The following is an 18,185-nucleotide window of genomic DNA, read 5'->3' as shown; positions in this document are numbered from 1 at the left end:
GCACAAGTTGTGCCCAGATCGCCCCCGGCTAACCACCCGGGGTCCCGCCCGCGGGTGCGCGAATCGGCTTGCGGAGGCCGATACACTGGGCCCTGCAAGGCGCAGATGGGACGAGTACCGACGTACGCAGCCAGGAGCGACCCGGGGGCGGTGTGAGCCCGGGGGTGTGCGCGGCGGGAAGATCACCCCGGAGCCGCCGGAAGAACGGCCCGCAGTCCAGGGGCCCACTAGACCCGGCCGCAAACCCAAAGAGAGGGCCGCAGCGCGCGCGGTCAAGGAGGGTGGTACCGCGGGGCGGCTCGCCGCCTCGTCCCTCCGTCGGAGCCAGTCCACGCGTCCGCCGGAGGTTGAGAGCCCGCGATGTCCCCCACCTACAACGCCGTCCCCGCACAGGTCGAGCTGCCCGCGCTGGAGCACCGGATCCTGTCCTTCTGGCGGGACCAGAAGATCTTCCGGCGCAGCCTGGAGCAGTCCGAGGGCCGCCCCGAGTGGGTGTTCTACGAGGGCCCGCCCACCGCCAACGGCATGCCGGGCGCCCACCACATCGAGGCCCGGGTCTTCAAGGACGTCTTCCCGCGCTACCGCACCATGAAGGGCTACCACGTGGCCCGCAAGGCCGGCTGGGACTGCCACGGCCTGCCGGTGGAGCTCGCGGTGGAGAAGGAGCTGGGCTTCTCCGGCAAGCCCGACATCGAGAAGTACGGCATCGCCGAGTTCAACGCCAAGTGCCGCGAGTCGGTGACCCGGCACACCGACGCCTTCACCGAGCTGACCGAGCGGATGGGCTACTGGGTCGACCTCGACGAGGCCTACCGCACCATGGACCCGTCCTACATCGAGTCGGTCTGGTGGTCGCTCCAACAGATCTTCGACAAGGGCCTGCTGGTCCAGGACCACCGGGTCGCCCCGTGGTGCCCGCGCTGCGGCACCGGCCTGTCCGACCACGAGCTGGCCCAGGGCTACGAGACCGTGGTCGACCCCTCGGTGTTCGTCCGCTTCCCGCTCACCTCCGGCCCGCTGGCCGGCACCGCCGCCCTGCTGGTGTGGACCACCACCCCGTGGACGCTGGTCTCCAACACCGCCGCCGCCGTCCACCCGGAGGTGACCTACGTGGTCGCCACCGACGGCGACGAGCGCCTGGTGGTCGCCGAGCCGCTGCTCGGCAAGGCCCTCGGCGAGGGCTGGGAGGCCACCGGCGAGTCCTTCACCGGCGCCGAGATGGAGCGCTGGGCCTACCAGCGGCCTTTCGAGCTGGTCGAGATCCCGGACGCGCACTACGTCCTGACGGCCGACTACGTCACCACCGAGGACGGCACCGGCATCGTCCACCAGTCGCCCGCCTTCGGCGCCGACGACCTCGCCACCTGCCGCCGCTACGGCCTGCCCGTGGTCAACCCGGTCGAGACCGACGGCACCTTCGCCGCCGACGTGCCGCTGGTCGGCGGGGTGTTCTTCAAGAAGGCCGACGAGACCCTGGTCGCCGACCTGCAGGCCCGCGGCCTGCTGTTCCGCCACCTCCCGTACGAGCACAGCTACCCGCACTGCTGGCGCTGCCACACCGCGCTGCTGTACTACGCGCAGCCGTCCTGGTACATCCGGACCACCGCCGTCAAGGACGCGATGATCCGCGAGAACGAGGCCACCAACTGGTACCCCGAGACGGTCAAGCACGGCCGCTTCGGCGACTGGCTGAACAACAACATCGACTGGGCGCTGTCCCGCAACCGCTACTGGGGCACCCCGCTGCCGATCTGGCGCTGCGAGGACGACCACCTGACCTGCGTCGGCTCGCTCGCCCAGCTCTCCGAGCTGACCGGCACCGACCAGTCCGGCCTGGACCCGCACCGCCCGTACATCGACGCCGTCACCTTCCCCTGCCCGCAGTGCTCCACCACCGCGGTCCGGGTGCCCGAGGTGATCGACGCCTGGTACGACTCGGGCTCGATGCCGTTCGCCCAGTACGGCTACCCGTACCGCAACAAGGAGCTGTTCGAGCAGCGCTACCCGGCGCAGTTCATCTCCGAGGCGATCGACCAGACCCGCGGCTGGTTCTACACGCTGATGGCCGTCGGCACCCTGGTGTTCGACGAGAACGCGTACCAGAACGTCGTCTGCCTGGGCCACATCCTGGCCGAGGACGGCCGCAAGATGTCCAAGCACCTCGGCAACATCCTGCAGCCCATCCCGCTGATGGACCAGCACGGCGCCGACGCGGTGCGCTGGTTCATGGCCGCCGGCGGCTCCCCCTGGTCGGCCCGCCGGGTCGGCCACGGCACGATCCAGGAAGTGGTCCGCAAGACCCTCCTCACCTACTGGAACACCGTCGCCTTCCAGGCCCTGTACGCCCGCGCCGCCGGCTGGTCCCCCGCCGCGGCCGACCCGGCCCCGGCCGACCGCCCGGTGCTGGACCGCTGGGTGCTGTCCGAGCTGAACACCCTGGTCCGCGAGGTCGACGCCGCCTACGAGGCGTACGACACCCAGCGGGCCGGCAAGCTGCTGTCCGGCTTCGTCGACGACCTGTCCAACTGGTACGTCCGGCGCGGCCGCCGCCGCTTCTGGCAGGGCGACGCCGCGGCGCTCGCCACCCTGCACGAGGCGCTGGAGACCGTCACCCGGCTGATGGCCCCGCTCACCCCGTTCATCACCGAGCGGGTCTGGCAGGACCTGGTCGTCCCGGTCACCCCGGACGCCCCGGTCTCCGTCCACCTGAGCAGCTGGCCGGTCGCCGACGGGACGCTGGTCGACCCCGAACTGTCCCGCCACATGGCGCTGGTCCGCCGCCTGGTCGAGCTCGGCCGCGCCGCCCGCGCGGAGTCCGGCGTCAAGGTCCGCCAGCCGCTGTCCCGCGCGCTGATCGCCGCCCAGGGCTGGGAGGAGGTCCCCGCCGACCTGCGCGCCCAGATCGCCGACGAACTCAACGTGCTGGAGCTGCAGTCCCTCTCCGAAGCGGGCGGTTCGCTGGTCGACACCTCCGCCAAGGCCAACTTCCGGGCCCTCGGCAAGCGCTTCGGCAAGGGCGTCCAGGACGTCGCCAAGGCCGTCGCCGCCACCGACGCCGCCCGGCTCTCCGCCGAGCTGCGCGCCACCGGCGCCACCTCGGTCGAACTGGCCGGCGAGACGGTCACCCTCTCCCCCGAGGAGGTGATCATCACCGAGACCCCGCGCGAGGGCTGGTCCGTGGCCGGCGAGTCCGGCGCCACCGTCGCCCTCGACCTGGAGATCACCCCGGAGCTCAAGCGCCTCGGCGTCGCCCGCGACGCGGTCCGGCTGATCCAGGATGCCCGGAAGAACTCCGGCCTGGAGGTCACCGACCACATCCACCTGCAGTTCGCCAGCACCGACGGGGACACCCTCGCGGCCCTGACGGAACATCAGTCCCTGGTCGCCGCCGAGGTGCTGGCCGACAGCCTGACCCTCACCATCACCGACCCCGACGCCCCCCGCTTCACCGACGAGCCCCTCGCCCTGGAGTTCACCCTCCGCAAGGCCTGACCGAGCGAAAGACAGAAGCGCTGCGCTTCGACCCAACGGGGGTGCAAGCGCAGCGCTTCGACCAATCAGACGCGAAAGCGCTGCGCTTCGACCTCCTGACCAGCCGAAGCGCAGCGCTTCCCCGCCCCGCCAAGGGCGCAGCACTTCCCCACCCCTCCCCGCCGAAGCGCAGCGCTTTCCCACCCCGCCAGGGGCGCGACGGGCAGCCACCCCGTCCTGCCGAAGCGCAGCACTTCCCCGCTCCGCCAAGGGCGCGGCGGGCAGCCACCCCCGAACGCAAAAAGATCCGCCCGACGAAGGGAACTCCCCTCCTCGGGCGGATCTTCGTGTTGCGGAACCGCCTAGTTGTCGCCGTCCTCGTCGATCAGGAACCCGCGCATCGGAGCGGGCGCCTGCTGCATCGGCTGCGGGGGCTGCGGTCGGACGGCCGCCATCGGCTGGGTCATGCCCGCCGGGGCCATCGCGCCGTTGGAACCGTTCGACCCGCCGAAGGACGGGGCGCCGGACGAACCGCCGAAGGACGCGCCGCCGAAGGACTGGTTGCCGCCGAAGGACGGGTTCGACCCGAAGGACGGCGCCGCCGAGGACATCGCGCTGGCACCGGCGGGCGCCATCGACGACGCGGCCGGCGGCAGCGAGGCGGTGGCGGGGATCCGCGGCGGGGCGAGCGAGTCGTCCGCCTGCGACTCCAGCTGGCGCAGCTGGGTCTCCAGGTAGGACTTCAGGCGCGTGCGGTACTCGCGCTCGAAGGCGCGCAGGTCCTCGACCTTGCGCTCCAGCGTGGCGCGGGCGGACTCCAGCGAGCCCATCGCGACGCGGTGCTTCTCCTGGGCGTCCCGCTCCAGGGCGTCGGCCTTCGAGCGGGCGTCCCGCTCCAGGCCCTCGGCGCGGCTGCGGGCCTCGCCGACGATCTTGTTGGCCTCGGAGCGGGCCTCGGAGATGGCCTGGTCCGCGGTCTGCTGGGCGAGCGCCAGGACCCGGGCCGCACTGTCGCCGCCGGGGTTCTGCTGCTGCATCTGCTGCTGCATCGGGTTGCCCATCGGCTGCAGCTGCCCGCCCATGGGCTGGAGCTGCTGGCCGCCCATCGACTGGCCCATCTGCTGCTGCATCGGGTTGCCCATCGGCTGCAGCATCTGGCCGCCCATCGGCTGGACCAGTTGCTGCTGGCCGCCCATGGTCTGGCCCATCTGCTGCTGCATCGGGTTGCCCATCGGGCCGCCCATGCCCTGCTGCGGGCCGGCCGGGAGCTGCGGGGCACCGGACGGCAGGCCCAGCGGCTGGTTGCCCATGCCCTGCTGGTTACCCATGCCCTGCTGGTTGCCCATGCCCTGCTGCGGGCCGCCGAGCTGCTGCGGACCGGGGCCCTGCTGGCCGGGCACCGGCGGGCCGGATATGGCGGCGGGCACCGGGGCGCCGGGGCGGCCGCCGTCCTGCGGGGCCTGCTGCTCCTTGCGCATGTTCGCCTGGTTCTGGGCGGCAGCACGGGTGGCGGCGGCCAGCTTGGCGCGCAGGTCCTCGTTCTCGCGCAGCAGGCGGGTCAGCTCGGCTTCGACCTCGTCGAGGAAGGCATCGACCTCGTCCTCGTCATAGCCTTCGCGCAGGCGGACGGTCGTGAACTGCTTGTTCCGAACGTCCTCGGGGGTCAATGGCATCTCTTCACCTCAACGTGATCGTCGGACCGGCATCCTGTCGCATCGTTCAGAACGACAGGCGCTGCACGAGCGAGATCAGGACATACACAATGATCATCAGTACGAAGAAGGACAGGTCGAGCGCCACGCCCCCGAGACGCAACGGCGGGATGAAGCGCCGAAGAAGCTTGAGCGGCGGATCCGTGACAGTGTACGTGGCCTCCAGCACCACGACCATGACCTTCCCGGGACGCCATGAGCGGGCGAACTGGAAAACCCAGTCCATGACCAACCTGAAGAGCAGGATCAGCAGGAACACGGTCAGCACCCAGTAGAGCACCGAACCGAAGATCATCGCGTCTCCCTCTCCCTGGCCGACGTTCCGTCAGTGACGCACTGTCGCTCGATCCACACCTGTCGTCGTGGCCGGGTCAGCTCTGGTTGAAGAACCCACCCTCGGCGATCCGAGCCTTGTCCTCCGCCGTGACATCGACGTTAGCAGGCGACAGCAGGAACACCTTCTGCGTCACGCGCTCGATACTGCCGTGCAGACCGAAGACCAGTCCAGCCGCGAAGTCTACGAGCCGCTTCGCGTCCGTGTCGTCCATCTCGGTCAAATTCATGATCACGGGGGTCCCGCCGCGGAACTGTTCCCCGATGGTACGGGCCTCGTTGTAGGTCCTCGGGTGCAGCGTGGTGATGCGGTAGGGCTCTCGTTCGTTGACGACCTTGGGCATGATCACCGGGGTGCTCTTCTCCAGGTTGCGGTGGCGCTCGGATGTGATGGACGACACGGGTGCCATCCGCGGCTGCTCCTGCCGGATCGGCACCGCGGCCGGCACCGGCTGGGGGGCGATCTGGGCCACGGGGGCGGGTCGCTCGGCGGGAGCGGAGGCGGGCCGCTCGGCCCGGAGGTCCTCGGTCCGACCGGTGCGGATCGGCTCCGGGTCGGTGTCGTAGTCGTCGTCGGGGTCGTACCCCTGGCTGTCGTAGGTCTCGTCCTCGACCAGGCCGAGATAGACCGCCATCTTGCGCATCGCGCCGGCCATGCTGCTGTCTCCTCCGCTCATGCGCCCACCGCGTCCGCCCTGCGGGTGCCGCCGCCCCGGACGGTCTCGCGCGGTTCGTCGGGCCGGCGGTCCGTCAGGCCGCGGAGGTGTGCGCTCGGTGCGATCCACGGTTTACCAGCAGACTGATCATCTGCTAGGTTCTGTCCTATTTTGTCCTGCAGTCTGATCTACTTACTCGGTGACGTTACCCGAGCGGTGACCGCACTCCGAGCACCGCCGTACCGACGCGTACATGTGTCGCTCCGGTGCCGATGGCCTGCTCCAAGTCCCCACTCATCCCTGCCGAAACCATCGTGGCAGCCGGATGGGCCGCACGTACGGCGCTTGCGATTTCCGCGAGCCGTTCGAAGGCCCGGGCCGGGTCGCCGGCCAGGGGTCCGGCCAGCGGTGCGACGGTCATCACACCGTCCAGGCGCAGCCCGGGCGTGTCGGCGATCCGGTCGGCCAGCGCGAGCACTTCGGACGGGGCGACGCCCGCGCGGTGCTCGCCCTCCCCGGCCTCCTTGTCGAGGGCGACCTGCACCAGGCAGCCCAGCGGCGGGCGTTCGGCGGCGCGGACGGCGGCGGCCAGCGAGTCGACCAGGCGCGCGCGGTCCACCGAGTGCACCAGGTCCGCGTAACGGACCACCGAGCGGGCCTTGTTGGTCTGCAACTGGCCGACGAAGTGCCAGGTCAGCGGCAGGTTCACGCACTGCTCGGCCTTGGGTGCGGCGTCCTGGTCGCGGTTCTCCGCGACGTCGGTGACGCCGAGTCCGGCGAGCAGCGCGGTGTCCTCGGCCGGGTAGGTCTTGGTGACCACGACCAGCGTGACGTCCGCGCGCGGGCGGCCGGCGGCGGCGCAGGCGTCGGCGATCCGGCGCTCCACCACCTCCAGGTTGGCGCCCAACTGTTCGAAGCGGGCCCGCTGAGCCCCCGTCAGCCCGGCCGCGAAGGCGGGGGCGCCCGGGAACGGACCGTAGATGTCGTTCGTCATGAGTGTGAGGGCCCCAGCCAGACGTAGCCGGCGAGTCGGCCGGTCCGCTGCTCCCGGCGGTAGGAGTAGTGGTCCGGGGATTCGAGCGTGCAGACGGACGAGAGTTCGACCCGCCGGACGCCGGCCTCGGCGAGCTGGGCCGCGACCCCGGCGGGGAGGTCCAGCGCGGGGGTGCCCCAGGAGGTCTCGGCGTGCGCGGCCGGGACGGCGGCGGCGACCTCGGCGCGCAGTTCGGCCGGCACCTCGTAGCAGCGGCCGCAGATCGCGGGGCCGGTGACGGCGATCATCCGCTCGGGGCGGGCGCCCAGCGCGCGCATCGCCTCGACCGCGGCGGGGACCACCCCGGCGGCCAGGCCCGGGCGGCCGGCGTGCGCCGCGCCGACCACTCCGGCAGCGGGGTCGGCCAGCAGCACCGGGGTGCAGTCGGCGGTGAGCACCGCGAGGGCGAGCGGGCGGTCGGTGACCACCGCGTCCACCGTCGGGGCGGTGCCGTCCGGCTGGCGCTCCGTCACCACCGCGACCTCGGCGCCGTGCACCTGGTTCATCCAGACCACGTCGGCCGGGTCGAGGCCCAGCTCCCGGGCCGCGAAGAAACGGTTCTGCTTGACGGATTCGGGCGAATCACCCACCGCACCGCCGAGGTTGAGCTCCCCGTACGGCGAGGTGCTCACCCCGCCCCACCGGGTGGTGGAGGCGAAGTGAGCACCGTCGCGGAAGAACCTGTCGATCACTTCAGGAAGTCCGGCACGTCGAGCTCCTCCGCGGGGCTCTCGACGTAGGGCTGCCGGACCGGCTGCACCTGCGGCGGCACCGGCGGGGCGGTGGCCGTCACCGGGGCGGCCGCGGGCTCCGGGGAGCGGGCCGGCTCCTCGGCGCGGGTGACCGAGCCGATGCTGCCGTAGGTCGGGCGGGTGGTCGGGCGCTCCGGGGCGGCGGCCGAGGAGGTCGACTTCACCACCGGCTCGCGGACGATGGCCGGCGGCTGGCCGCCGTCGAAGCCGGCCGCGATCACGGTGACCCGGACCTCGTCGCCGAGTGCGTCGTCGATGACCGCGCCGAAGATGATGTTCGCCTCGGGGTGGGCCGCCTCGCTGACCAGCTGGGCCGCCTCGTTGATCTCGAACAGGCCGAGGTCGGAGCCGCCGGAGATGGAGAGCAGCACGCCGCGGGCGCCGTCGATGGACGCCTCCAGCAGCGGGGAGGAGATCGCCATCACGGCGGCGGCCTTCGCGCGGTCCTCGCCGCGGGCCGAGCCGATGCCCATCAGGGCCGAACCGGCGTCCGACATGACCGACTTGACGTCGGCGAAGTCCAGGTTGATCAGGCCGGGGGTGGTGATCAGGTCGGTGATGCCCTGCACACCGGAGAGCAGCACCTGGTCGGCGGAGCGGAAGGCGTCCAGCACCGAGACCTGGCGGTCGGAGATCGACAGCAGCCGGTCGTTCGGGATGACGATCAGGGTGTCGACCTGCTCGCGCAGGCTGGCGATGCCGTCCTCGGCCTGGTTCGCGCGGCGGCGGCCCTCGAAGGTGAACGGGCGGGTGACCACGCCGATGGTGAGCGCGCCGAGCGAGCGGGCGATGTTGGCCACCACGGGCGCGCCGCCGGTGCCGGTGCCGCCGCCCTCGCCGGCCGTCACGAAGACCATGTCGGCCCCCTTGAGGACCTCCTCGATCTCCTCGCGGTGGTCCTCGGCGGCCTTGCGGCCGACCTCGGGGTTGGCACCGGCGCCGAGGCCGCGGGTCAGTTCGCGGCCGACGTCGAGCTTCACGTCGGCGTCGCTCATCAGCAGCGCCTGGGCGTCGGTGTTGATCGCGATGAACTCGACGCCCTTGAGCCCGACCTCGATCATCCGGTTGATGGCGTTGACTCCGCCGCCGCCGATGCCGACGACCTTGATGACCGCGAGGTAATTCTGGGGTGCTGCCACGTCGGGGCCTCTCGCCTCGAATTTCCGGGTCGGCTCCCCTGGATTGTGAAGGCCGACGGATGTCGATGGGTGGGAAGCACGTGGTTCCAACCCGAACCCTAAACTTGAGGTTGAGGGTTATGGCTGTGCCGGTGTCACCGCGGTGTCGAGCACAGCTCGTTGACACAGGACAGTAGGTCGCAACCGGCGCGCGTTTCAACGAACACGCCGAGCTTCCCTTTTTCTTTTGAGCCTATGTGATCATCGACCCCCCGGTGAAACCGGGGTGACCACCAAGGGTCGGACCGGAGCCGTGGCTCCGTCAATACCGCCCCCCGGCACAGAACTTACCAAATCAACCGGATACCGCCGGGGCATCCGGGGCACTCACGTCGTAATTCGCGGCTTTCCGGGCCAGCAGCGCGGTCAGCACCCCGGCCTTCCGGGCGGTCTGCTCCGCGCTCCCCCAGCGCACGGTGGCGCCCGAGGCCAGCTGCAGCCGGATGTCGTCGTACGAGTAGACCGTGAGCGAACCGGCCTGCTTGGCCACGGCCGGCGGCAGGCCGGCCGCCACCGTGATCGCCGAGCGGACCAGCGCCGGGCGGTCCACCACCTGGATCGCGTCCTGCGCGGGCCCGCTCAGCTGCAGGGCCACCACCGGGACGCCGGACGGGGGTTGCGGTTCCGTGGCGAACTCCACACCCTGCGCGTCGACCTGGACGAACCGGCCGTCGTCGGCCTTGACCGCGGCCACCGGCCGGCGCTCGGTCACCTTCACCCGCAGGGTGTGCGGCCAGCCGCGCCAGACCTCGACCTCGGCCACCCGCGGCACCTTCGCCACCTCGGCCCGGGCCTCGTCCAGGTCGACCCGGGCCAGCGGGCCGCGCGCGGTGGCGCCGAGCGCCCGCTCGACCTCACCGCTGGTCAACTGCCCGGAGTCCAGGCCCTGGACCGCCACCCGGCGGACGTCCAGGGCGGCCGAGAAGAACACCGTCCAGCCGAGGCCGCCGGCCAGCAGCGCGCCCAGCGCCACCAGCACCGCGACCCCGCGCCGGGAGAGCCGGAGCCGGGGCGGGCGGGCCTCGTCGGCCTCCTCCGCCCCGAACTCCTCCTCGTCGTCCTGCTCAGCCACGGCGGCGGCCGCCGCGGGCGGCCTCGATCGCCTCGTAGACCATCTGCACCAGCAGGTCGTCGGCGTCCCGGCGGCCGAACTCGGCGGCGGCGCGCGACATCTCCCACAGCCGGGCCGGGTCGGTGAGCACCGGGAGGACGTTCTTCAGCACCCAGTCGGTGGTCAGCTCGGCGTCGTCGACCAGCAGGCCGCCGCCCGCCTTCACCATCGGCTGGGCGTTCAGCCGCTGCTCGCCGTTGCCGATCGGCAGCGGCACGAACGCGGCCGGCAGGCCGACCGCGGCCAGCTCGGCCACCGTCATCGCGCCGGCCCGGCAGAGCATCATGTCGGCCGCCGCGTAGGCGAGGTCCATCCGGTCCAGGTAGGGCAGTGCCCGGTACGGCGGCATGCCCGGGATGTCGTCGATGGCCGGGAGCTCGTTCTTCGGGCCGACCGCGTGCAGGATCTGCACCCCGTACTGCTGGAGCCGGGGCGCGATCGCCTGCACCGTCTCGTTCAGCCGGCGGGCGCCCTGCGAGCCGCCGGAGACCAGCAGGGTGGGCAGCCGCTGGTCCAGGCCGAAGTGGTGCCGGGCCTCCGGGCGGACGGTGCCGCGGTCCAGGGTGGCGATGGTGCGGCGGAGCGGGATGCCGATGTAGCGCGAGTCGCGGAGCTTGGAGTCCGGGGTGGAGACCGCCACGAAGTCGCTGTAGCGGGCGCCGATCTTGTTGGCCAGGCCGGGGCGGGCGTTCGCCTCGTGCACCACGATCGGCACCCCGACCCGCTTGGCCGCCAGGTAGGCGGGCATCGCCACGTAGCCGCCGAAGCCGACCACCACGTCCGCGTTGACCCGCTCGATCACCTCCTGGGCGGCGCGCACGGTGCCGCGCAGCCGGCCGGGGACGGTGATCAGCTCCGGGGTGGGCTTGCGGGGCAGCGGGACGGCCGGGATCAGCGCCAGTTCGTAGCCGCGCTCCGGGACCAGCCGGGTCTCCAGGCCCCGCTCGGTGCCGAGCGCGGTGATCCCGACGGACGGGTCGTGCCTGCGCAGCGCGTCCGCGAGCGCCATGGCCGGCTCGATGTGACCGGCGGTCCCGCCGCCGGCGAGTACGACATGCACCGAAATTCACCGCTCCCTGCGCGGCGGCCGGACGGCCTCGCGCGCTGTGGTCTTCCTACCTGGCAGCACCCGGCCCAGGACGGGCCCGAACCGGGAGTTGGCCCCCTTCCGCCACTTGCGGGGCCGGGCAGCCAGCGCTGCCTTCGCCGCCGGGGTGCTGCGCGCGAAGCACAGCAGCAGCCCGATGGCGCACATGGCCGACAGCATCGCCGAACCGCCGTACGAGAACAGCGGCAGCGGGACGCCCGCGATGGGCAGGAGTCCCAGCGCCGACCCCAGGTTGACCACGGCCTGCGCCATGATCCAGGTGGTGGCGGCGCCCGCCGCGTACCGGACGAACGGGTCCGCGGTACCGAGGGCCACTCGGATACCCGCGTAGCCTAGTGCCGCGAACAGGGCGAGTACCGACAGCGTCCCCACCAGGCCCAGTTCCTCGCCGGTCGCGGCGAAGATGAAGTCGGTGTGCGCCTCCGGGAGTTGGCCCCACTTCTCGACGCCGGCGCCCAGTCCGGACCCGAACGGCCCGCCCGCCGCCAGGGCGTAGAGGCCGTGCAGGGCCTGGAAGCAGTCCAGGTTCGGGTCGGGCTTGGTGACGCCGACGCAGGAGAGCCGGCCCAGCCGGTGCGGGACGGTGATGATCAGCGCGGTGCAGGCGACCACCGCGATGCCGAGGGTGGCGGCGAACAGCCGCAGCGGGGCGCCGACCATCCAGAGCAGCCCGAACAGCATGGCGATCAGCACCATGGTGGTGCCCATGTCGCCGCCGATCATGATCAGCACCATCAGCACCAGGGTGCCCGGCACCAGCGGGACCAGCAGGTGCTTCCACTGGTCGAGCATGTGGGTGCGCTGCTTGCGGGCCAGCAGGTCGGCCGCCCAGAGCAGCAGCGCCAGCTTGGCGAACTCGGAGGGCTGGACCTGGAAGAAGCCCAGGTTGATCCAGTTCCGGTTGCCGTTGATCCGCGAGCCGATCCCGGGGATCGCCACCAGCACCAGCGCGCCGACCACGCCGAACAGCAGCGGGTAGACGGCCCGGCGCAGCGCCTTGACCGGGGTCCGGGTCAGCACCACCGCGAGGGCGCCGCCGAGCAGCAGGGCGAGCAGCTGCTTGCGGAAGAAGAACGTCATCGGCAGGCCGTGCTCGGTGACGAAGGACTGCGAGGCCGAGAACACCATCACCAGGCCGAGCACCACCAGCAGCAGGGCGGCACCCAGGATCAGGTAGTAGGGCGTCAGCGGACGGGCCATCAGGTACCCGAACCGCTCCCGGGCGGCCCGGGCCCGGGCGACCGGGCCGGCCGACTTGAAGGTGGTCGTGGTCGCCGAGATCAGCCGCAGGCGTTCGCGCGGCGGCTTCTCGCTGGTGGACACCACGACCTCCTGGGCTACAGCGCGCGGACCGCGGCGGCGAACAGGTCGCCGCGCTCGCCGTAGTGGGTGAACATGTCCATCGACGCGCAGGCCGGTGCCAGCAGGACGGTGTCGCCCTTCTCGGCGGCGGCGGCCGCGGCCGCGACGATCGCGGTCATCGCCTCGGCGCCAGTCTGGCCCGGGGCGGGCTCGAACACCGGGACGTCGGGGGCGTGTCGCTCCAGCGCCTCGCGGATCAGCTGCCGGTCCTGGCCGATCAGCACGGCGGCGCGCAGCCGGTCGGCGGCGCCCGCGACCAGTTCGTCGAAGGCGGCGCCCTTGGCCAGGCCGCCGGCGATCCACACCACGGGCCGGTAGGCGGCCAGCGAGGCGGCGGCGGCGTGGGTGTTGGTGGCCTTGGAGTCGTCGATCCAGGTCACGCCGTCGACCTCGGCGACGTGCGCGATCCGGTGCTTGTCGGGGCTGAAGGCGCGCAGGCCGTCCCGGACGGCCTTGGCGTCGACCCCGTAGGCGCGGGCGAGCGCGGCGGCGGCGAGCGCGTTGGCGATGTTGTGCGGCGCGGGCGGGTTCACGTCGGCGACGGCGCCCAGCTCGGCGGCGGAGTTGGCCCGGTCGGCGACGAAGGCCCGGTCGACCAGCAGGCCGTCGACCACGCCGAGGTGGGAGACGGCGGGCGCGTCGAGGCCGAAGCCGATCGCCCGGCAGCCCTCCTCGACGTCGGCCTCGCGGACCAGCGCCTCGGTGGCGGGGTCGGCCAGGTTGTAGACGCAGGCGACCTGGTTGCCTTCGTAGATCCGGCCCTTGTCGGCGGCGTACGCCTCCATCGAGCCGTGCCAGTCCAGGTGGTCGGGCGCGAGGTTGAGCACCGCGGCGGAGTGCACCCGCAGCGAGGGCGCCCAGTGCAGCTGGTAGCTGGAGAGCTCGACGGCGAGCACGTCGTAGGGCTCCTCGGCGAGCACCGCGTCCAGCACGGAGACGCCGACGTTGCCGACCGCGGCGGTCCGCTTGCCGGCGGCGGTGAGGATCGAGGCCAGCATCTGCACGGTGGTGGTCTTGCCGTTGGTGCCGGTGACGGCCAGCCAGGGGGCGGGCTCGCCGGTGGCGGGGTGCGGGGTGCGCAGCCGCCAGGCGAGTTCGACGTCGCCCCAGACCGGGACGCCGGCCTCGGCGGCGGCCGCGAACAGCGGGCCGTCGGGGGCCCAGCCGGGCGAGGTGACGACCAGTCGGGTGCCCGCGGGCAGGCTCGCGCCGTCGCCGAGGCGGACGGTGACGCCCTGGTCGACCAGGGGGGCGGCCTTGGCCGCGAGGCCCGGGCCGTCCCCGCCGTCGACCACGGTGACGTGCGCGCCGAGCCCGTGCAGGACCCGGGCGGCACTGATCCCGGAGAGGCCGAGTCCGGCGACGACGACCGGCAGTCCGGCCCACTCCGGGTTGTTCATCCGGTCACCCATCCCGCGTAGAAGAGTCCGAGTCCGACGGCGACGCACAGGCCCTGGATGATCCAGAACCGGACCACGATCAGGACCTCGCTCCAGCCCTTCAGTTCGAAGTGGTGCTGGAGCGGCGCCATCTTGAAAACGCGCTTGCCGGTCATCCGGAACGAGCCGACCTGGATGATCACCGAAAGAGTGATGATCACGAACAGGCCGCCGAGCACGGCGAGCAGCAGCTCGGTGCGGGAGACCACGGCCAGGCCGGCCAGCGCGCCGCCGAGGGCGAGCGAGCCGGTGTCGCCCATGAAGATCTTGGCGGGCGAGGTGTTCCACCACAGGAAGCCGAAGCAGGAGCCCATCAGGGCGGCGGCGACCACGGCGAGGTCCAGCGGGTCGCGGACGTCGTAGCAGGAGGCGGTGGCCTGGATCGCGTAGGCGCAGTTCTGGCTGTGCTCCCACAGGCCGATGAAGGTGTAGGCGCCGAAGACCATCACCGAGGCGCCGGTGGCCAGGCCGTCCAGACCGTCCGTCAGGTTCACGCCGTTCGACATCGCGGCGATCATGAAGTAGGCGAAGATGACGAACAGCACCGGGCCGATCGACCACTTGAAGTCCTGCACGAAGGACAGGTGGTCGGAGGCCGGGGTCAGGCCGCGGTTGTCCTGGAACTGCAGGGCGAGCACCGCGAACGCCAGCGCCACGAAGGACTGGCCGAGCAGCTTCGCCTTGGCCCGCAGGCCCAGCGAGCGGCGCTTGACCACCTTGATGTAGTCGTCCAGGAAGCCGACCAGGCCCATGCCCGCGGTGAGGAAGAGCACCAGCAGGCCGGAGGCGCTGGGCGACACGCCCGTTATCGCCTTGGTGGCGAAGTACGCGATCAGGGTCGCCAGGATGAAGGCGATGCCGCCCATGGTGGGCGTGCCCTTCTTGCTGTGGTGCGCCTTGGGGCCGTCGTCGCGGATGTACTGGCCGTAGCCGTGCTTGGCGAGCAGCTTGATCAGGGCGGGGGTGCCGAGCAGGGTCAGCACCAGGCCGATCATGCCGGCGAAGAGGATCTGCTTCACTCGGCGGCACCGTCCGCGAGCAGCGCCTCGGCGACCTTCTCCAGGCCGACCGAACGGGAGGCCTTCACCAGGACCACGTCCCCCGGCCGGACCTGACTGCGCAGCAGCTCGATCGCCGCGTCCGTGTCGGACACCAGCACCGACTCCTCACCCCACGAACCTTCGTTCCTCGCGCCCAGTTCCATCCGGGCCGCCTCGCGTCCGCCGACCGCCACCAGCTTGCTGATGTCGAGCCGGACGGCGAGCCGCCCGATGGCGTCGTGCTCGTCGAGGCTGTCCTCGCCGAGCTCCCGCATCTCGCCGAGCACCGCCCAGGTGCGGCGGCGCTCCGGGCCGGTGCCCGCCATCGTCGCCAGCGTCCGCAGCGCGGCCCGCATCGATTCCGGGTTCGCGTTGTAGGCGTCGTTGACGACGGTCAGACCGTCGGCCCGGTCGACCACCTCCATGCGCCAGCGGGACAGCGCACCCGCCTCGCTGAGTGCTTCGGCGACGCGGTCGACGGACATCCCGAGCTCCACCGCCACCGCGGCGGCGGCGAGGGCGTTCGAGATGTGGTGCTCACCGTACAGGCGCAGCTGCACGGGTGCGGAACCGGCCGGGGTGCTGAGCGTGAACCGTGGCCGTCCGGTGGCGTCCAGGCGAACGTCCGTGGCCCGGACGTCGGCGTCCGGGCTCTCGCCGAACAGCACCACCCGGGCCTTGGTGCGGGTGCGCATCGCCCGCACCAGCGGGTCGTCGGCGTTCAGCACGGCGACGCCGTCGGCCGAAAGGGCCTCCACCATCTCGCCCTTGGCCTCGGCGATGGCCTCCTTGGAGCCGAACTCGCCGAGGTGCGCGGTGCCGATGTTGAGGACCAGGCCGACGGTGGGCGGGGTGATCCCGGTCAGGTACTCGATGTCGCCCTTGTGCCGGGCGCCCATCTCCATCACCAGGTGACGGGTCGTCGGGGCGACCCGCAGCGCGGTCAGCGGGTGGCCGATCTCGTTGTTGTGCGAACCGGCCGGGAAGACCGTCTCGCCGTGCTTGCCGAGCAGTTGGCCGATCAGGTCCTTGGTGGAGGTCTTGCCGGCCGAGCCGGTCAGCGCGACGGTCCGGACGTCCTCGGCCCGGGCCACCACGGCGCGGGCCAGCCGGCCGAGCGCCACCACCACGTCGTCGACCAGGATGGCGGGCACGCCGACCGGCCGGGTGGCGAGCACCGCGACCGCGCCGTCGGCGACCGCCCGCTCGGCGAACGCGTGGCCGTCGACGCGCTCGCCGAGCACGCAGACGAACAGCCCGCCGGGCTCGATCCGCCGGTTGTCGGTGACCACCTCGCCGGTGATCGCGGCCGCCGGGTCGGCGCCGTCCAGGGTGCCGCCGACCGCCTGCGCGGCCTGAGCGAGCGTCAGGGGAATCATCGTCCGGCCTCCGTCGTGGTCTGCTCGATGGCGGCCCGCAGGACCTGGCGGTCGTCGAACGGGCGGACCTCGCCCTTGACGTACTGGCCGAGTTCGTGGCCCTTGCCGGCCACCAGGACGGTGTCGCCGCTGTGCGCGCGGGACACCGCGAGGGCGATCGCCTCGCTCCGGTCGGGGACGGCGAGCACCTCGCCGCGCTCCGGCTCGGGCACCTCGGTGGCGCCGGCCAGCATGGTGGCGAGGATCGCCAGCGGGTCCTCGGAGCGCGGGTTGTCGCTGGTGAGGACGGCGGTGTCGGCGAGCCGGGCGGCGATCGCGCCCATCGGCGCGCGCTTGTAGGGGTCGCGGTCGCCGCCGCAGCCGACCACCACGTGCAGCCGGCCCTTGGTGACCTCGCGGAGCGAGGCGAGGACGGCGCTGAGCGCGTCCGGCTTGTGCGCGTAGTCGACCACGGCGACGTAGTCCTGGCCGGCCTCGACCTTCTCCAGCCGGCCGGGCACGCCGGGAACGGCGGCCACCCCGGCGACCGCCGCGTCCAGGTCGACGCCCGCGGTGACCAGCGCGGTGATCGCGCCGAGCGCGTTGGCCACGTTGAACGGGCCGGGCAGCGGCACCGCGGCGTCGGCCCGCTCGCCGTTCGGGCCGAGCACCCGGAACGTCGAACCGGCCGGGCCGAGCCGGACGTCGACGGCGCGCCAGTCGGCGGCCGGGTCGCCGGCCGCCGAGAAGGTGGTCATCGGGATCCGGGCCTCGCCGGCCAGCCGGCGGCCGTAGGAGTCGTCCCGGTTGGCGACGCCGCGGCGGGCCTTGCCCTCCTCGAACAGCCGGGCCTTGGCCCGGTAGTAGTCCTCCATGTCGGGGTGGAAGTCGAGGTGTTCCGGCGTCAGGTTGTTGAACAGCGCCACGTCGTAGACCACGCCGTCGGTGCGGCCGTAGACCAGCGCGTGACTGGAGACCTCCATCACCACCGCGTCGGCGCCGGCCTCGCGCATCACGCCGAGCACCGCGTGCAGGTCGGTGGCCTCGGGGGTGGTGCGCTCGGACTTGATCCGCTCGTCGCCGACCCGCATCTCCACGGTGCCGATCACGCCGGGGAGCCGGCCGGCCCCGCGCAGGCCGCCCTCGACCAGGTAGGAGGTGGTGGTCTTGCCGTTGGTGCCGGTCAGACCGATCATCAGCATGCTCGCGCTGGGCGCCCCGTAGACCGCGGCGGCCAGCGCGCCCATCACCTCGCGCGGGCGCTCCACCACCAGCAGCGGCACCCCGGCGCCGGCCGCCAGCTCGGCACCGGCCGGGTCGGTGAGCACCGCGACCGCGCCCGCGGCCGCCGCGCCGGCGGCGAACGCCGCGCCGTGGTGGTTGGCGCCGGGGAAGGCCACGTACACGTCGCCGGGCCGCACCGCCCGGGAGTCGTGGGTGACGCCGGTGACCTCGGGGCCGTCCAGGGGGGCCAGTCCGAGCAGCCGGGCCGCCTCGGCGAGGGGCAGCGCCGCGGTACGGCTCGGACGGGGCGGACTCGCGGAGATTTGATCGGGTTTCGGCACGGCCGGAAGGCTATCGGCCGCACGCCCCCCGGGGCCAAACCGGGTCTGCTCGGCCGTGACGCTGCTC

The 18,185-nt window shown here is 72.4% G+C and carries 14 protein-coding genes; 1 reads left to right on the top strand and 13 read right to left on the bottom strand.

Annotated elements, in window-relative coordinates:
• The first annotated feature begins 360 nt into the window (after positions 1-360).
• The gene (ileS, locus tag ACIOHG_RS06495) at positions 361-3,492 is read left to right on the top strand and encodes an isoleucine--tRNA ligase (RefSeq protein ID WP_400946062.1); all 3,132 of its coding nucleotides are present in this window, start codon (positions 361-363) and stop codon (positions 3,490-3,492) included.
• Between the two features lie 341 nt (positions 3,493-3,833).
• Here ileS and ACIOHG_RS06490 read toward each other — a convergent pair whose 3' ends face one another.
• The 13 genes from ACIOHG_RS06490 to ACIOHG_RS06430 form a co-directional block, all read right to left on the bottom strand.
• Positions 3,834-5,144 (bottom strand): DivIVA domain-containing protein, encoded by a 1,311-nt coding sequence (locus tag ACIOHG_RS06490; protein WP_400946059.1) that lies wholly within the window; start codon positions 5,142-5,144, stop codon positions 3,834-3,836.
• A gap of 46 nt (positions 5,145-5,190) precedes the next feature.
• Positions 5,191-5,478 (bottom strand): YggT family protein, encoded by a 288-nt coding sequence (locus ACIOHG_RS06485; protein ID WP_400946056.1) that lies wholly within the window; start codon positions 5,476-5,478, stop codon positions 5,191-5,193.
• Positions 5,479-5,554: 76 nt separating this feature from the next.
• A complete protein-coding gene (locus tag ACIOHG_RS06480) occupies positions 5,555-6,172 on the bottom strand; it encodes a cell division protein SepF (RefSeq protein WP_400946053.1) in 618 nt (205 codons plus the stop codon).
• Between the two features lie 205 nt (positions 6,173-6,377).
• Positions 6,378-7,166: a YggS family pyridoxal phosphate-dependent enzyme gene (locus ACIOHG_RS06475; protein ID WP_400946050.1), complete on the bottom strand. Its 789-nt coding sequence runs from the start codon at positions 7,164-7,166 to the stop codon at positions 6,378-6,380.
• Complete coding sequence (gene pgeF, locus ACIOHG_RS06470; protein WP_400946048.1) at positions 7,163-7,897, bottom strand: peptidoglycan editing factor PgeF; 735 nt, start codon at positions 7,895-7,897, stop codon at positions 7,163-7,165. The genes ACIOHG_RS06475 and pgeF overlap by 4 nt, the downstream gene beginning before the upstream one ends.
• Positions 7,894-9,096, bottom strand: a complete 1,203-nt coding sequence (gene ftsZ / locus ACIOHG_RS06465; protein WP_400946045.1) for a cell division protein FtsZ — start codon at positions 9,094-9,096, stop codon at positions 7,894-7,896. Before ftsZ ends, pgeF begins: the two co-directional genes overlap by 4 nt.
• Positions 9,097-9,430: 334 nt before the next feature.
• Positions 9,431-10,207 (bottom strand): cell division protein FtsQ/DivIB, encoded by a 777-nt coding sequence (locus ACIOHG_RS06460; protein ID WP_400946042.1) that lies wholly within the window; start codon positions 10,205-10,207, stop codon positions 9,431-9,433.
• Positions 10,200-11,306 (bottom strand): undecaprenyldiphospho-muramoylpentapeptide beta-N-acetylglucosaminyltransferase, encoded by a 1,107-nt coding sequence (murG, locus tag ACIOHG_RS06455; RefSeq protein ID WP_400946039.1) that lies wholly within the window; start codon positions 11,304-11,306, stop codon positions 10,200-10,202. Before murG ends, ACIOHG_RS06460 begins: the two co-directional genes overlap by 8 nt.
• Before the next feature lie 6 nt (positions 11,307-11,312).
• Positions 11,313-12,680 carry a putative lipid II flippase FtsW gene (ftsW, locus tag ACIOHG_RS06450; RefSeq protein ID WP_400946037.1) on the bottom strand — a complete coding sequence of 456 codons (1,368 nt, stop codon included), beginning with the start codon at positions 12,678-12,680 and terminating at the stop codon, positions 11,313-11,315.
• A gap of 11 nt (positions 12,681-12,691) precedes the next feature.
• Positions 12,692-14,116, bottom strand: coding sequence for a UDP-N-acetylmuramoyl-L-alanine--D-glutamate ligase (gene murD / locus ACIOHG_RS06445; RefSeq protein ID WP_400946685.1), 1,425 nt, complete (start codon positions 14,114-14,116; stop codon positions 12,692-12,694).
• On the bottom strand, positions 14,113-15,174 hold the full coding sequence (mraY, locus tag ACIOHG_RS06440; RefSeq protein ID WP_400946035.1) for a phospho-N-acetylmuramoyl-pentapeptide-transferase: 1,062 nt from the start codon (positions 15,172-15,174) through the stop codon (positions 14,113-14,115). Before mraY ends, murD begins: the two co-directional genes overlap by 4 nt.
• Positions 15,171-16,574, bottom strand: coding sequence for a UDP-N-acetylmuramoyl-tripeptide--D-alanyl-D-alanine ligase (gene murF / locus ACIOHG_RS06435; protein ID WP_400946032.1), 1,404 nt, complete (start codon positions 16,572-16,574; stop codon positions 15,171-15,173). Before murF ends, mraY begins: the two co-directional genes overlap by 4 nt.
• A complete protein-coding gene (locus tag ACIOHG_RS06430) occupies positions 16,571-18,118 on the bottom strand; it encodes a UDP-N-acetylmuramoyl-L-alanyl-D-glutamate--2,6-diaminopimelate ligase (protein WP_400946029.1) in 1,548 nt (515 codons plus the stop codon). The genes murF and ACIOHG_RS06430 overlap by 4 nt, the downstream gene beginning before the upstream one ends.
• Positions 18,119-18,185 lie beyond the last annotated feature (67 nt).

Origin of the sequence: Kitasatospora sp. NPDC088134 (assembly GCF_044741705.1) — a bacterium.
Taxonomy (GTDB): domain Bacteria; phylum Actinomycetota; class Actinomycetes; order Streptomycetales; family Streptomycetaceae; genus Kitasatospora.
The sequence above is the reverse complement of the archived record's forward strand: the minus strand, read 5'-3'. Positions and strand labels throughout refer to the sequence as shown.

Excerpts from the sequence above, each read along its gene's own strand:
- ACIOHG_RS06480 (WP_400946053.1), bottom strand. The coding sequence starts at position 6,172 with ATGGCCGGCGCGATGCGCAAGATGGCGGTCTATCTCGGCCTGGTCGAG.
- murD (WP_400946685.1), bottom strand. The coding sequence starts at position 14,116 with ATGAACAACCCGGAGTGGGCCGGACTGCCGGTCGTCGTCGCCGGACTC.
- ACIOHG_RS06485 (WP_400946056.1), bottom strand. The coding sequence starts at position 5,478 with ATGATCTTCGGTTCGGTGCTCTACTGGGTGCTGACCGTGTTCCTGCTG.
- ileS (WP_400946062.1), top strand. The coding sequence starts at position 361 with ATGTCCCCCACCTACAACGCCGTCCCCGCACAGGTCGAGCTGCCCGCG.
- murF (WP_400946032.1), bottom strand. The coding sequence starts at position 16,574 with ATGATTCCCCTGACGCTCGCTCAGGCCGCGCAGGCGGTCGGCGGCACC.
- ACIOHG_RS06475 (WP_400946050.1), bottom strand. The coding sequence starts at position 7,166 with ATGACGAACGACATCTACGGTCCGTTCCCGGGCGCCCCCGCCTTCGCG.
- ACIOHG_RS06490 (WP_400946059.1), bottom strand. The coding sequence starts at position 5,144 with ATGCCATTGACCCCCGAGGACGTTCGGAACAAGCAGTTCACGACCGTC.